Source organism: Vandammella animalimorsus (genome assembly GCF_002285285.1).
In the GTDB taxonomy this organism is placed as follows: domain Bacteria; phylum Pseudomonadota; class Gammaproteobacteria; order Burkholderiales; family Burkholderiaceae_C; genus Lampropedia; species Lampropedia animalimorsus.
This window is the reverse complement of the sequence record NZ_NSJF01000008.1, coordinates 61,535-75,845: the sequence shown is the minus strand read 5'-3', so window position 1 is coordinate 75,845 and position 14,311 is coordinate 61,535. Positions and strand designations below refer to the sequence as shown.

The 14,311-nt window shown below is 68.9% G+C and carries 11 protein-coding genes and 1 pseudogene; 5 read left to right on the top strand and 7 right to left on the bottom strand.

Features of this window, described 5'->3' with window-relative positions:
• Positions 1-221 precede the first annotated feature (221 nt).
• Entirely contained in the window at positions 222-1,235 is a 1,014-nt protein-coding gene (locus tag CK620_RS12870) for a zinc-binding alcohol dehydrogenase family protein (RefSeq protein ID WP_095550668.1), read from the bottom strand.
• A 113-nt stretch (positions 1,236-1,348) separates the two neighbouring features.
• Here CK620_RS12870 and CK620_RS12865 point away from each other — a divergent pair.
• Positions 1,349-1,675 (top strand): annotated as a pseudogene (locus CK620_RS12865) (winged helix-turn-helix transcriptional regulator); the annotation flags it as partial.
• Between the two features lie 207 nt (positions 1,676-1,882).
• Here the strand turns inward: CK620_RS12865 and CK620_RS12860 are convergent.
• Genes CK620_RS12860 through CK620_RS12835 form a run of 6 tightly spaced genes read right to left on the bottom strand, consistent with a single transcriptional unit; the run spans position 1,883 to position 5,979 of the window.
• Positions 1,883-2,221 carry an STAS domain-containing protein gene (locus tag CK620_RS12860; protein ID WP_238946133.1) on the bottom strand — a complete coding sequence of 113 codons (339 nt, stop codon included), beginning with the start codon at positions 2,219-2,221 and terminating at the stop codon, positions 1,883-1,885.
• 13 nt (positions 2,222-2,234) lie between these two features.
• Entirely contained in the window at positions 2,235-2,873 is a 639-nt protein-coding gene (locus CK620_RS12855) for an MlaC/ttg2D family ABC transporter substrate-binding protein (RefSeq protein ID WP_095550641.1), read from the bottom strand.
• 60 nt (positions 2,874-2,933) lie between these two features.
• Complete coding sequence (locus CK620_RS12850; RefSeq protein WP_095550640.1) at positions 2,934-3,716, bottom strand: MlaA family lipoprotein; 783 nt, start codon at positions 3,714-3,716, stop codon at positions 2,934-2,936.
• A gap of 37 nt (positions 3,717-3,753) precedes the next feature.
• Positions 3,754-4,263 (bottom strand): outer membrane lipid asymmetry maintenance protein MlaD, encoded by a 510-nt coding sequence (gene mlaD, locus CK620_RS12845; RefSeq protein WP_095550639.1) that lies wholly within the window; start codon positions 4,261-4,263, stop codon positions 3,754-3,756.
• A 55-nt stretch (positions 4,264-4,318) separates the two neighbouring features.
• Positions 4,319-5,113: a lipid asymmetry maintenance ABC transporter permease subunit MlaE gene (mlaE, locus tag CK620_RS12840; protein WP_095550666.1), complete on the bottom strand. Its 795-nt coding sequence runs from the start codon at positions 5,111-5,113 to the stop codon at positions 4,319-4,321.
• The gene (locus tag CK620_RS12835) at positions 5,113-5,979 is read right to left on the bottom strand and encodes an ABC transporter ATP-binding protein (RefSeq protein WP_095550638.1); all 867 of its coding nucleotides are present in this window, start codon (positions 5,977-5,979) and stop codon (positions 5,113-5,115) included. Before CK620_RS12835 ends, mlaE begins: the two co-directional genes overlap by 1 nt.
• A gap of 280 nt (positions 5,980-6,259) precedes the next feature.
• Here CK620_RS12835 and CK620_RS12830 point away from each other — a divergent pair, with 280 nt between their 5' ends.
• From CK620_RS12830 to CK620_RS12815, 4 genes are all read left to right on the top strand, one after another.
• Positions 6,260-6,844 carry a DUF4124 domain-containing protein gene (locus CK620_RS12830; RefSeq protein ID WP_095550637.1) on the top strand — a complete coding sequence of 195 codons (585 nt, stop codon included), beginning with the start codon at positions 6,260-6,262 and terminating at the stop codon, positions 6,842-6,844.
• A gap of 43 nt (positions 6,845-6,887) precedes the next feature.
• Positions 6,888-10,739 (top strand): exodeoxyribonuclease V subunit beta, encoded by a 3,852-nt coding sequence (recB, locus tag CK620_RS12825; RefSeq protein WP_095550636.1) that lies wholly within the window; start codon positions 6,888-6,890, stop codon positions 10,737-10,739.
• 284 nt (positions 10,740-11,023) lie between these two features.
• Positions 11,024-12,817 carry a bifunctional alpha/beta hydrolase/class I SAM-dependent methyltransferase gene (locus tag CK620_RS12820; protein ID WP_095550665.1) on the top strand — a complete coding sequence of 598 codons (1,794 nt, stop codon included), beginning with the start codon at positions 11,024-11,026 and terminating at the stop codon, positions 12,815-12,817.
• Between the two features lie 23 nt (positions 12,818-12,840).
• Positions 12,841-14,298, top strand: a complete 1,458-nt coding sequence (locus CK620_RS12815) for a phosphatase PAP2/dual specificity phosphatase family protein (protein WP_095550635.1) — start codon at positions 12,841-12,843, stop codon at positions 14,296-14,298.
• The last annotated feature ends 13 nt before the right edge of the window (positions 14,299-14,311 follow it).

Here is a 14,311-nt window from a genome sequence, read left to right as displayed (position 1 = left end):
GCCTGCAAGGCCCGGTGGGCCCTTAAGAAAAAGGTGTGCGGCAATGCACAACCGGCAAGCGCCATGAGGCGCGCCCTATCGCTCTATGGCACTGCCTGGCAACAGGCGCTGGCGGCACTGGCCGGGCCAGTGGGCGCCGCCAAGAAAAGGGCGGGCCAAGTGTACCCCGTCAACGCCAAGGTCGACACAAACGCTGGTTTCTCGCCCCAGCCCCTTTGCCTTCACCACCCCGCCAACGCCAGCTTGCCGATGGTTTGCCCGCTCTCCAGCAGGGCGTGGGCCTGGCGCAGGTTGGCTGCATTGATCGTGCCCAGGGTGTGCGTGCGGGTGGGGACGATGCGGCCCTGCTCGGCCAGGCGGGCCACCTGCCGCAAGATGTCGTGCTGGCGCGCCATGTCGGCCGTGCCCAGCAAGGGGCGGGTGAACATGAATTCCCAGTGCACGGACAGGCTCTTGCGCTTGAGCGGCACGATGTCCAGCACTTTCGGGTCGTCGATCAAGGCCATGCGCCCTTGCGGGGCCAGAAATTCCGCAATGTCGGGCAGGTAGCGCTCGGTCTGCGCCGTGCCCAAAACGAAGGCCGGCGCGCCCAGGCCCAGCGCCTGAAGCTGCGGCGCCAGTGGCTGGCTGTGGTCCAGCACGTGCTGCGCCCCCATCTGGCGCGCCCAGTCCGCGCTTTGCGGGCGCGAGGCCGTGGCAATGGCCGTCAGCGGGGTCAGCGCCCGCACCAGCTGCAGCGTGATGGAGCCCACGCCGCCCGCGCCGCCAATGACGACGATGGCCGGGGCCGCGCCAGCCACGGGCACATCGACGCGCAGACGGTCGAACAGAACCTCCCAGGCCGTCAGGGCGGTCAGCGGCAGGGCGGCCGCGTCCTCGTCGGACCAGTTCGCGGGGGCATGGGCGGCGATGCGCGCGTCCACGCTCTGCCACTGAGCATAGGTGCCCTGCCGGTCGATGCTGCCGGCGTAGAACACCCTATCGCCCGGCGCAAAGCCGGCCACGCGCGCGCCCACGCTGTGCACGCGGCCCACCGCGTCCCAGCCGGGCACGCGCCAGGTCCCGGGCGCGGGCCGGGCCGAGGCGCGCACCTTGGCGTCGGCCGGGTTGACGGCAATGGCCTGTACCTGCACCAGCAGGTCGTGCGCGCCGCACACAGGCATGGGCAGTTCAATGTCCTCCAGCGAGCGCGGGTCGGCTACGGGCAGGGGCTGGCTGAAGCCAATGGCTTTCATCATCACGGTGGATTCCTTTCAGACTGTTAAAACACACCGGCGATTCTTACTGCTACACCATAAGAAGAAAAGAACGCACATAAAACGCCTATAGTGTCGAAAAAGGAACTACTATGGCCCGCATCCCGCACGACACCTTCACCTGCGCCACCGGCTGCACGGTCGAGGCCACACTGGCCTTGATTGGCGGCAAATGGAAAGGCGTGATCCTCTACCGCCTGCTCACGCAGCAGGTGCTGCGCTTCAACGCATTGCGCCGCCTGCTGCCCCACATCACCCAGCGCATGCTGACCAACCAGCTGCGCGAGCTGGAGCGCGACGGCCTGGTGGCGCGCACGGTGTACGCCGAGGTGCCGCCCCGGGTCGAATACCGGCTCACTGAATACGGCCAAACGCTGGCCCCTGTCATCCACGCCCTGAAAGCGTGGGGCGATGCGCACGTGCGCCGCCCCTCAGCATGATGGCCTTCCAGAAAGGTCTGCACTCGGCGCGCTCAGCACACACGCCCCTCGCGCCCATCCCTCGCGCCCGTTTTTTCTGACAAGTCCTCTCCAACCGTGGCGTGAATAGCGGCCAAACCTCTGTTCAGGAAGCGCAAAAAAACCGGCCAGTGGCCGGTTCCGGTTGCTCGAAGTCGTGCAAGGCATTCAAGATCCTGCATTGTCGGCCGCATCGGGCGCGCTCGGGGGCAGCAGCTCTTCGATGCCATAGACATCGGCCAGCGACTGCAGGGTGGCCGACATGCCGGCCACGCCAGCAAATTGCATGCCTTGGGCGAGGATTTCGCGGCGCAACGCCAGCAGCGCGGCCAGGGCTGAGGAGTCAAACTGCCGCAGCGCCGAGGCATCGAGCAGCACGGCATGGCCAGCGCTGCGCGCTGCCTGCAGCTGCGGCTGGATGCTGCGCACCCACTGCGTCACCTCATCGCGGGTCAGGCGGGTGGGCAGTGGCACGATGGCGGGTTGGTCAGCGGGCTGCACAGTCATGGTTGGGGCAGGTTCAAGAGGTTTTGCGGTTGTGGTTGCGCAGCGACTTTATCAGGCCTTCAATGCCACCGGCGCTGATTTCCTGTTGGAATTGGCTGCGGTAGGAATCGACGATCCACGCGCCCATGACGTTGACGTTGTAAACCTTCCAGCCCATGCCCTGGCCAGGGGTCTTTTGCAGGCGGTAGTCGAGCTGGATGGGCTGCTCGCCACCGCGCACTTCAGAGCGCACCAGCACATCATTGGCATCGGCCTGGGCGCGCATGGGCAATACGACGACTTGCAGATCGCCAACCTGATCGAGCGAGCCGGCATAGGTGCGGATCAGCATGGCCTTGAATTCGGCAATGACTTGCTGGCGCTGCTCGGGCGAGGCACTGCGCCAGGCAGGGCCGACGGCGGCTGCGGTCATGCGCGGGAAGTTGATGTGCGGCATCACCACGCGGTCCACGGCTTCGGTGGCGGCGGCAATGTTGCCAGCCTGTACGCCACGATTGCTGCGGATTTCGCCCAGCACATCCTGGGTGACTTTTTCGATCATGGCATTGGGGGCCAAGTCCTGCGCCTGCACAGCCGCTGGCGCGGCGGCCAGCAGGGCAGCTGCGCCCAGCAGGGCTGCGCCCAAACGGCGGTAAATGGATTGCATCAGCATGGGGTCATTCCTTTCTCGGTTTCAAGCGCGCCCGGGCGCGCTCGGCTGCGGCCTGCCTGCTCACTGCGCGGCAGGGGCGGGGGTATCGCCGTAATCCTCCTCCGGGATGTAGCCATCGCTGGCCTCAGCGTCAATGCGACCATCACTGCCTGCGGCCTGACCACGGCGGCTGAAATAAAAGTCGCGCACCATCAGGTAAGGGTCCAGCGCGGCATCGCCCAGCGTATCGCTGGCGCGCAGCAGCCGCGCGCGCGTGTCCACAATGTCCAGCGCGCGCAATCCATAGCGGTGCGCAGCCGGTTTGAGCTGGGCAAGCGGATGGCCGTAGATGTCCACCGGCAGCGCTGCCGTATCGCGCACCGACGATGCGCCCAGCAGCGGCAGCACGACGTAAGGGCCGGTGGGCACGCCCCAATGGCCCAGCGTCAGGCCAAAGTCGCTCTTGTAGCGCTGCAGGCGCATTTCCGAGGCCACGTCCAGCAGGCCGCCCAGTCCAAAGGTGCTGTTGACGGCCACGCGGAAGAAGCTGCTCATGGCGGCCTCGCCCTTGAGCTGCAGGCCGTTGTTGACGAAGGACCAGGCATCGCCCAGGTTGCCGAAGAAATTGCCCACGCCGGTGCGCGCCGGACTGGGCACGATCTTCTGGTAGCCGGTGGCCACGGGGCGCAGCACAGCGCGATCCAGCCCTTCGTTGAACTGGTACATGCGGCGGTTAAAGCCCTCGAAGGGATCGCGCGGATCCTGCCCCACGCCATGCGGCCCAGTCGTGGCGCAGGCGGTCAGCAGCGCGGCGGCCAGGGCCAAGGTCAGCGGGTTTCGGGCGCGGGGTGGTGGGTATGGCATGGATTGAGGCCCCTCATGGGGATTTGAGTGGTCGGCATCACTGGCTGCCGCCTTGGCTGGCGGCCTGGCCGCTGCCAGTGCCGCCGGCAGGCTCGGCCGCCTTGGTGAACATGAAGGCCGAGATCAGGTTTTCCAGCACGATGGCCGACTGGGTGGCGGCAATGGTGTCGCCCTGGCGCAGGTATTCATCCTCGTAACCGGGCTCGATGCCGATGTACTGGTCGCCCAGCAGGCCGCTGGTGAGGATTTTGAGTGAGCTGTCGCGCGAGAATTTGTAACTTTCGTCCAATTCCAATACCACCTTGGCGCGGTAGAGCGTGTCGTCGTAGCCGATGGACAGCACCCGCCCAACGACCACGCCGCTGCTGCGCACGGCCGCGCGCGGCTTGAGTCCGCCGACGTTGTCGAAGTGCGCCTGCACCTGGTAGCTGCGGCTGTGCCAGTTGATGCTCAGCAAATTGGCCGCCTGTAACGCCAGGAACACCAAAGCCGCAAAGCCGGCCATGACGAACAGGCCGACCCAAACATCCACTTTCGATTTCTGCATAGCTGTTGTGCTTTCCTCTCAATGTGCCGCGCTAAGTGCAGCGACCCTTGTGTGCTCAATGGGCCGGCGTGAACATCACGGCCGTGAGCAAAAAGTTCAGTGCCAGCACCGCGCCAACCGAGGCCAGCACCACGGTGCGCGTGGTGGCGCGCGAGACGCCCTCGGGCGTTGGCCGCGCGACGTAACCTTGCAGCAGGGCCACGAAGGTCACGGCAATGCCGAACACCACGCTTTTGACCAGCCCCTGGCGCAGGTCGGTGAAGACGCCGACATTGCTTTGCATCTGCCCCCAGAACGCGCCTGCGTCCACGCCCAGCATCACCACGCCGATCAGCCAACTGCCCAGAATGCCCACCGCGTTGAAGATGGCCACCAGCAGCGGCATGACGATGACCCCTGCCCAAAAGCGCGGCACCAGAATGCGCTGCACGGGATCGACGGCCATCATCTCCATGGCGCTGAGCTGCTCGCCCGCGCGCATCAGGCCGATCTCCGCCGTCAGGGAAGTGCCCGCGCGCCCGGCAAACAGCAGCGCCGTGACCACGGGCCCCAACTCTCGGATCAGCGCCAGCGCCACCACCATGCCCAGGGTCTGGGCCGAGCCAAAGCTCTGCAGGATGTAGTACAGCTGCAGACTGAGCACGCTGCCGACGAACAGGCCTGAGACGGCGATGATGGTCAGCGAGCGGTTGCCCAGAAAAAACACCTGGTCGCGCACCAGCGAAAACCGCCGCAGCGACAACAAGCCCGGCAACCACAGGCGCACGAACAGGCGCGCCGCATAGCCCCAGTTGGCCAACAGCTGGCGCACGCGCGCACCCACCTCGGCCGGTTGCCACCAACGCTGCATCATGGCGGCCCTCCTGCTGCGCGTTCTGCACGCCCGCTCAATCGCGGCAAGCCAAAATCCTCTTCCAGCCCAGGGCCTGGGTAGTGGAACTGCACCGGCCCATCGAAAGCACCCTGCACGAATTGCCGCACCAGCGGATCATTGCTTTGACGAATTTGCGCCGGCGCACCCTGCTCGGCAATGGCGCCATTGGCCAAAATCACCACGTGATCGGCGATGGCGAAGGTCTCGTCCAGATCGTGCGAGACCAGGATGCTGGTCGTGCCCAGCGCATCGTTGAGGCGGCGGATCAGCCGCGCTGTCGCGCCCAGCGCAATCGGGTCCAGGCCGGCAAAGGGCTCGTCGTACATGATCAGCTCCGGGTCCAGCGCAATGGCCCGCGCCAGCGCCACGCGCCGCGCCATACCGCCGGAGATCTCGCTCGGGTACAGGTCTCGCGCGCCGCGCAGGCCCACGGCATGGAGCTTCATCAGCACCACGTCGCGCAGCACAGCCTCGGGCAGATGCGAGTGTTCGCGCAGCGGAAAGGCCACGTTCTCGAACACCGTCATGTCGGTAAACAGCGCACCGAACTGGAACAGCATGCCCATGCGCCGACGCAGCGCATAAAGCCCCTTGTGCGTTTGCGCGCCCACGTCCACGCCATCGAAGAACACGCTGCCCACAGGCGGCAGGTGCTGGCCGCTGATGAGCCGCAGCAGCGTGGTCTTGCCACCGCCGGAGGCTCCCATGATGGCCGTGACCTTGCCGCGCGGCACCTGCAGGCTCACGTCGCGCAAGATCGGGCGCTCGCCATAGCCGAAATGCAGATTGCGAATCTGCACCAGCGGCGCGGCGGCACCGGCTTGGTTGGGTCCGAATGTCATACAAGTCAAAAAAGCGCCTGGGTCTTGGGCATTGCAATGGCCTGCCAGGCCGCCCGAGAGCGGGCAAGCGGGCCATTCTAGCGAAGTGATTTCCCAGCCGCTTGGCCAGCATCAGTGCTGCCACGTGGATGCAAATGCCATCGCACGGACATTGTCCGCCCCTGGCCGACCCCGGCCCGCTACACTTGGCCCCTTGCTGCGAAGCAGTGCCCCAGCCTGGCACTGTGCGCCAGCGCGCCGCAGCCAAGCCCATCCATCCAAAGAGAGAGGGACCTGATCCATGAGCAAGACTTCACTTCGCATGATGCTGGCCGCCGCGCTGGCCCTGGGCGCCTTGGGCACCCTGCAGGCCCAGCCCCAGTGGCAATGGCTTGATGGCAGCGGCCGCAAGGTGTACAGCGATCGCCCGCCCCCGCCGGACGTGCCGCAAAACCGCATCCTCAAGGCGCCGCGCGACGCCGCCCCGGCCGCCCCCGCAGCGGCCGCGCCGGTCAGCACCGAGAACGGCGATAGCGCCCCCGCCCAGAGCAGCGCTGGCGAGGACGCCGAGCTCAAAGCCCGCGTTGACGCGCAAGCCAAGGCCCAGGCTGAAGCCCAGGCGCGCGAGCAGGCGGCGCAAGATGAGGAAAACGCCAAGATCAAGCAAGAGAACGAGCGCATCGCCCAGGAAAACGAGCGCATCCGGCGCGAAAACGCCGAAAAGCGCAAAGCCCAATGCGCCGCCGCCCAGGCCACGCTCAAGCGCCTGGAGCCTGGCCGCCGCGTCATGACCACCGACGCCAAGGGCAACGCCGGCTACATGGACGACGCCACGCGCGAGGCGCAGCGCCAGCGCGCCCAGGCCATCGTGCGCGAGAACTGCTGATGCGCCGCCCCCGCCAGGCCGCTGCGCGCGCCGCCACATCGGCATGACGGCCGCTGCCGATGCGGCCGCCCCGCCGCTGGCCCTGCGCCTGCCGCTGCAGGGCAGCCGCCTGATCGAAGCCAGCGCCGGCACGGGCAAGACCTGGACGATTGCCGCGCTGTACCTGCGGCTGGTGCTGGGCCACGGCGGCGCGGCCCACGACCCAAGCGCTGCGCCGCCCTTTGGCCCGCTGACGCCGCCGCACATCCTGGTGCTGACCTTCACCCGCGCCGCCACCCAGGAGCTCAGCGCCCGCATCCGCGAACGCCTGCACGAGGCCACGCGCTTTTTCCGCGGTCAGCTCGACCAGGCCGACGCACTGCTGCACGCACTGCGCGCGCACTACCCGCCCGGCGCGCAGCGCGAGCTGGCCGCCTGGCGGCTGGAGCTGGCCGCCCAGGGCATGGATGAGGCCGCCATCCACACCATCGACGCCTGGTGCCACAAAGTCCTGCAAGACCACGCCGCGCTCACCGGCCAGCTCGGCCAGGCTCAGCTGGGCAGCGACAGCGCCCAGCTGTGGGACGTGGCGGCGCTGGATTTCTGGCGCAACCACGTCTATCCGTTGCAGGGCGATGTGCTGCAGCGCGTGCAGGCCCTCTGGCCTGATGCCCAGCATTGGCTGGCACAAAGCCGCCGCCTGCAAAAAGCCCCCTTTCTGGAGCACGCCGCCGCTGACGCCGCACTGGCCGGCCAGGCTCTGGGCGACTGGCTGGCGCAGGCCCTGCAAGAGCAACAGGCGCTGCTGACGCAATGGGCCGCCGGCTGGGACGAAAAAGCCGATCAACTGCAAAACTGGCTGGATGCGCAAATCGCTGCGGGCAGCCCCCACAAAAGCCACTGGGATGGCCGCAAGCTGCAGGCGCGCTTTTACCAGCCCAGGCTGCAAGCGCTGCGCCAATGGGCGCGGCAGCAGCCACCGCCGCCGCACATCGCCGGCCTGAGCGACTCCGCCGCCGCCCGGCAGCGCCTGAGCCTCGAAGGCTTGCAGCAGGCGCGCCGCCCGCAGGCCCCGCCGCTGACGCCGCAAGAGCTGCCCGAGGAAATCGCGCAATTGCAGACCCTGCTACAACGCCTGGATCAATTGCCCAACCTGGGCCAGGCCGCGCAGGCCTTCGCACTGGCGGCCACACACCAGCGCTGGCAGCAGCTCAAGGCCCAGCAGGGCGTGATGGACTTCGACGACCTGCTGCTGCGCGTGCAACAGGCCCTGGCCGGCGCGCATGGCGCAGCGCTGCGCGCGCAGCTGCTGGCACAGTACCCGGCGGCCATGATCGATGAGTTCCAGGACACCTCGCCCGGCCAGTACCAGATCTTCAACACCCTCTACCAGCCCGAGCGCGACCTGGCCGAGCACGCCCTGCTGCTGATTGGCGACCCCAAGCAATCCATTTACGGCTTTCGCGGCGCCGACATCCACAGCTACCTGGCGGCCAAGCGCCAGACCCAGGGCCGCCACGACGCGCTGGACACCAACTTCCGCTCCAGCCAGGCGCTGGTGCAGGCCGTCAACCACGTCTTCAGCCAGGCCGAGCAGCGCCCCGGGCCGGGCGCATTTCGCTTTCGCGACCATGAGGCCCAGCCCAGCCCGCTGCCGTTCGAGCCTGTGCAGGCCCAAGGCCTGGGCCAGTGGCTGGGGCCGCAGCAAGCCGCTGGCGCGCAGGCGCTCACCGCGATGACGCTGTGCGTGCCCGAACAGGCCCAGCCCAAGGACGAGGCCTGGGAGCACTTCGCCCAACTCTGCGCCGAACAGATCGTCACCTGGCTGCAACGCGAGCAGCTGACGCTGTACGAGGCCGGCGCAGACGGCAGCCCCCGCGCCGTGCGCCGCCTGCAGCCCGGCGACATCGCCATCCTGGTGCACAACCAGAAGGACGCGGCGCTGCTGCAGCGCGCCCTGCGCCAGCGCCAGCTGCATGCGGTGTACCTCTCCGGGCGCGAGTCGGTCTATGCCAGCGCCGAAGCGCGCGACCTGCTGCTGTGGCTGCAGGCCGTGGCCCAGCCCGGCGACGTGGCCCGCGCGCGCGCCGCCTTTGCCACCGCTCTGCTGGGTTGGCCCCTGCCCAGCCTGCTGGCCGGGGCCGAGCAGGAAGCGTTGCTGGACGCGCAGCTGCAATTGCTGCAGCAGCTGCAGCACATCTGGCGCCGCCAGGGCGTGCTGCCCATGCTGCGCCACAGCATCCACCAATTGGGCCTGGCGCGCCAATGGCTGGCCGCCGAGGACGGCCGCGGCGAGCGCACCCTCACCAACGTGCTGCACCTGGCCGAGCTGCTGCAGCAGGCCAGTGTCGGCTGCGAAGCCGAGCACCAGCTCATCCGCCACTTCACGCAGCAAATCCAGCAGGCGCAGCAGGGCGCGAACAGCGCCATGCAGGCCGAAGAGCAAATCGTGCGGCTCGAAAGCGATGCCCAGCTGATCCAGATCGTCACCATCCACAAAAGCAAAGGGCTGGAATACCCGGTGGTCATGCTGCCCTTTGCCTCGCACGGCGAGCGCCCGCCCAGCGCATCCAGCGCCCGCACGCCCGCCGCGCCCAGCCCCACCGGGCAGGATGCGGGCGAAGAAGAGCGCCGCGAGGCGCTGCGCCTGCTGTACGTGGCGCTGACGCGGGCGCGCCACGCGCTGTGGCTGGGCGTGCCCATCTACCCCGGCGCGCGCGCCAAGGTCAACGCCTTGCACCGCAGCGCCCTGGGCTATCTGGTGCATGGCGACAGCGAGCTGGACGATGCGCAGTGGCTGCCGCAGCTGCGCGCTTGGGCCGAACCCTGCGCCGCCATCCAGGTGCAGGCCGCCGCCGCGCACGCAGCCAGCACGCGCTACCAGCCCGAGCAGCCCCTGCGGCATTGGCGCGCGCCGCAAGCCTACCCTGGCCACACCGACCAGCATTTCGCCATTGCCAGCTTCAGTGCGCTGGTGCGCGAACTACAACCGCCAGAGCCTGCCACCGCAGAGGAAAAAGCGCAGGCAGAAGCAGAAGCCAGGGTGGAGACAGCGCCACACGCCCTGGCCGATACCCTGACCCTGCTGACACCGCCGGCCGCCCTGGGCGCACAGGACGAATGGCCCGCCATACCGCCCAACCCTGCATGGGCCGCGCCAGCGCAGCCTGCCGCCCCAGCCTGGCATGCACTGCGCGGCAGCGCCCAGCTGGGCAACTGGATACACGAAGCACTGGAATGGCTGCAGGCCGAGGGCTTTCCCACACAACTGAATCCGGCCCAGGTCGCACGCCTGCAGCGTCAGGCCACTCTGGCGGGCATGCAGCAGCACTGGCCGGCGCTGCAGCAATGGCTCAACCGCCTGCTGGCCACGCCACTGCCGCTGCAGGCCACGGCCGCGCCGCGCCTGTGCGAGCTGGAGCACTGCCTGCCGGAAATGGAGTTCTGGCTGCCCGTGGCGCAGCAGCCGCAATTGGCCAGCGCCCAGGCCATCGACGCCATTTGCCGCGCCCACCTCTGGCCCGGGCTGGATCGCCCCGCGCTGCAGCCACGCCAATGGCACGGCATGCTGATGGGCGCGGCCGACTTGGTGCTGCAACACCGCCAACGCTTCTGGGTGCTGGACTACAAGAGCAACCGGCTCGGCCCCGGCCCGGCCAGCTACCACGCGGCCGCGCTGCGCGAAGCCATGTTGGCGCACCGCTACGACGTGCAAGCCCTGCTCTACGGCCATGCGCTGCACCGGCTGTTGCTGCAGCGCCTGCCCGGCTACGACAGCAACCAGCACCTGGGCGGCCTGCTGTACTGGTTTCTGCGCGGCGCCGACCACGCCGACGGCGGGCTGCTGCACCTGTCGCTGCCGGCTGCGGCGCTGGCCGAGATGGACGCGTTGTTGGCCGCGCCTGCATCGGCCTGAGTTGGTCTGGGCAAGCCACCCCAAAGGGCGGCCTGCCGCCTCCGACGGTAGCATGAAGTGATACGCGCAGGCCCTAAAAGCCCTGCGCCAGGATCACTCTGCGATAACCCCTCCATTGACGCACAGGCGGCACCCTGGGCACCGTGCCCGGCTCCGCCTGCCTGCCAATCAGCCCAAACACCAAACCAATGAGGGTCAACGCCATGCCACACCAGCCACTGCCACCGCAGCCCGACCTGCCCAGCGCCCCTGCCCACAACAACACCCACCCGGCAGCGCGACCCATGCAGGAGCGGCGCTTCACCACGCACGACGGGCTGTCGCTGTTTTACCGACACTGGCCGGCCGTGCTGCCTGCAGCGCCGGCAGCACAGGGCGATGCGGCCTATGGCGTGCAGGCGGCAGCGCCCACGCCCACCATCGTGCTGCTGCATCGCGGCCACGAGCATTCGGGGCGCATGGCGCACCTGGTCGAGGAGCTGGCGCTGCCGCAGTTCCAGTTCTTCGCCTGGGATGCGCGCGGCCACGGCCTGTCGGACGGCGAGCGCGGCGACAGCCCGGGCTTTGCCACCAATGTGCGCGACCTGCAAAGCTTTGCCCAACACCTGCAGCAGCAGCACGGCGTGGCCCCGCAGGACATGGCCCTGGTGGCGCAAAGCGTGGGCGCGGTGCTGGCCGCCACCTGGGTGCACGACTACGCGCCGCCGATCCGCGCCCAGGTGCTGGCCGCGCCGGCCTTCGACATCAAGCTGTACGTGCCCTTTGCTCGCCCCGCTCTGAAGCTGCTGCACAGGCTGCGCGGCAAGTTCTTCGTCAACAGCTACGTCAAGCCGCGCTTTCTGACGCACGACCGCGAGCGCGCGGCCAGCTACGCCAGCGATGCGCTGATCACCCGGCCCATTGCCGTGAACGTGCTGCTGGATTTGTACGACACGGCCGAGCGCATCGTCGCCGACGCCCAGGCCATCCGAGTGCCCACGCAATTGCTCGTCTCGGGCAGCGACTTTGTGGTGCGCACCGGCCCGCAGCAGCGCTTTTTCGAGCGCCTGGGCGCCAGCCTCAAAGAGCACATCGTGCTGCCGGGCTTCTACCACGACACCCTGGGCGAGCGCGACCGTGCCCATGCCGTGGCCCAGGCGCGGCGCTTCATCCTCGCCGCCTGGGACGCGCCCGCGCCGCCCAGCCTGCGCCAGGCCGACCGCGCCGGCCCCGGCTGCGCCCAGGCCCAGGCGCTGGCCGCGCCGCTGCCGCCAGGCTCGCTGGCGCAGCGCTACTGGCAGCTGCAGCGCGCTGCGCTGCGCTGGGGCAGCCGCTTCTCCAACGGGCTGAAGCTGGGCTTCGAGACCGGCTTCGACTCCGGCAGCACGCTGGACTACGTGTACCGCAACCGGGCCGACAGCCCCAGCGCGCTGGGCCGCCTCATGGATCGCAACTACCTGAACTCCATCGGCTGGCGCGGCATCCGCCAGCGCAAGCGCCACCTCGAAGAGCTGCTGCACCTGGCCATGCAGCGCCTGCACGAGGCCGGCCAGCCGCTGCGCATGGTGGACATCGCCGCAGGCCACGGCCGCTACATGCTCGAAGCCATTACCGAGCGCCCAGCCGGGATCCCGCTGCCCGAGCAGCTGCTGCTGCGCGACTACAGCGATATCAACGTGCGCGACGGCCAGGCCCTGATCGCCGCCAAGGGCCTGGCGGACGTGGCGCGCTTTGCCAAGGGCGACGCCTTCGACGAGCAAGACCTGGCCCAGCTGCAGCCGCGCCCCACGCTGGCCGTGGTCTCCGGCCTGTACGAGCTGTTTGACGACAACGCGCTGGTGGCGCGCTCGCTGGCCGGGCTGGCCCAGGCCGTGCCCCCGGGCGGCTACCTGATCTACACCGGCCAGCCCTGGCACCCGCAGCAGGAGCTCATCGCCCGGGCCCTGAGCAGTCACCGCGGCGGCCAGCCCTGGGTGATGCGCCTGCGCAGCCAGGCCGAGATGGACGAGCTGGTGGCCGCCGCCGGCTTTCGCAAGCTGACCCAGCGCATCGACCGCTGGGGCATCTTCAGCGTTTCGCTGGCGCAGCGCCTGGGCTGAAAGCCTGTTGCCGAGGATGCGCCATGGCCCACGCCACCGCCACCCCAAACGCCAGCACCATCCGGCCACCGCGCCCGCCCGGCCTTTGGCGGCAAGCGCTGTGGCGCCTGCTGGCGCTGGCCGTGTTGTTCTATACCAGCTATGGCCTGGCCAACTACGCGGCCGAACAGCGCGCCCTGGGCCACTGGGGCAGCCAGGGCGTGGGCAGCGTGGTGTTCGATTGGGAGCGCCACATCCCGCTGTGGCCCTGGACCATCGTGCCCTACTGGTCCATCAACCTGCTCTACGCGCTGTCGCTGTTCGTCTGCCGCTCGCGCCAAGAGCTGCTGACGCACTGGCGGCGGCTGCTGACAGTGCAGGCCGTGGCCATCGCCTGCTTTCTGCTGTGGCCGCTGCGCTTTGCCTGGCAGCGCCCCGCCATCGACGGCGTCTTCGGCCTGCTGTTCGATGCGCTGATGGGCTTTGACAAGCCCTTCAACCAGGCGCCCTCGTTGCACATCGCGCTGCTGGTGGTGCTCTGGCTGCTGTACGGGCGACACCTGCAAGCGCCTTGGGCTCGCTGGCTGCTGCACGGCTGGTTTGCGCTGATCGGTCTGTCGGTGCTGACCACCTGGCAGCACCACTTCATCGACCTGCCCACCGGCGCGCTGCTGGGCTTGTTGGCCGCCTGGCTCTGGCCCATGCCGCCAATGGCGCACACCGCCACCGGCCCGGCCCCGTCCGACGCCGCCCGACGCCGGCTGGCGCGGCGCTACCTGGGCGGGGCGCTGGCCTGCACGGCGCTGGCCGCGCTGCTGACCAGCCTGGGCCAGCCCGCCGCCCTGTGGCTGCTGTGGCCGGCCACGGCGCTGCTGCTGGTGGCCGGCCATTACGCCCGGTGGGGCAGTGCAGGTTTTCAGAAGCGCCCCGATGGCCGCCACAGCACAGCCAGCCGCTGGCTGCTGGCTCCTTACACGCTGGCGGCCTGGCTGAACCGCCACTGGTGGACGCGGCGCCACCCGCAGCCCAACGCCATCGCCCCAGGCCTGTGGCTGGGCCGCATGCCGGCGCGGCCTGGGCCCGAGCTGCCGCCGCAATGCGCCGCGCTGATCGACCTGTGCGCCGAGCTGCCTTGCCCGCGCGCCGTACACCGCCAGTTGGCGCATTACACGGCCCTGCCCTGGCTGGACTTGCTGATCCCCACGGCCGAGCAATGCCTGCAGGCCGCAGACGCCATTGAGGCGGCGCGCCGCCAAGCGCCCGGCCAGGCTGTGCTGGTGTGCTGCGCGCTGGGCTATTCGCGCAGCGCCATGGCCGTGGCTGCCTGGCTGCTGCGCTACGGCCACGCCGCCAGCCCGGCCGCGGCCGTCGCCCGATTGCAGGCGGCCCGCCCCCAGGCCGTGCTGCACGCCAGCCACCGCGCCGTGCTGGCGCAATTGGCCATCGAGTTGACCAACGAACCGGCCATCCACCCGCAACCCGGGGCCTGTGCACATGACTGAAGGGAAGCCCGCC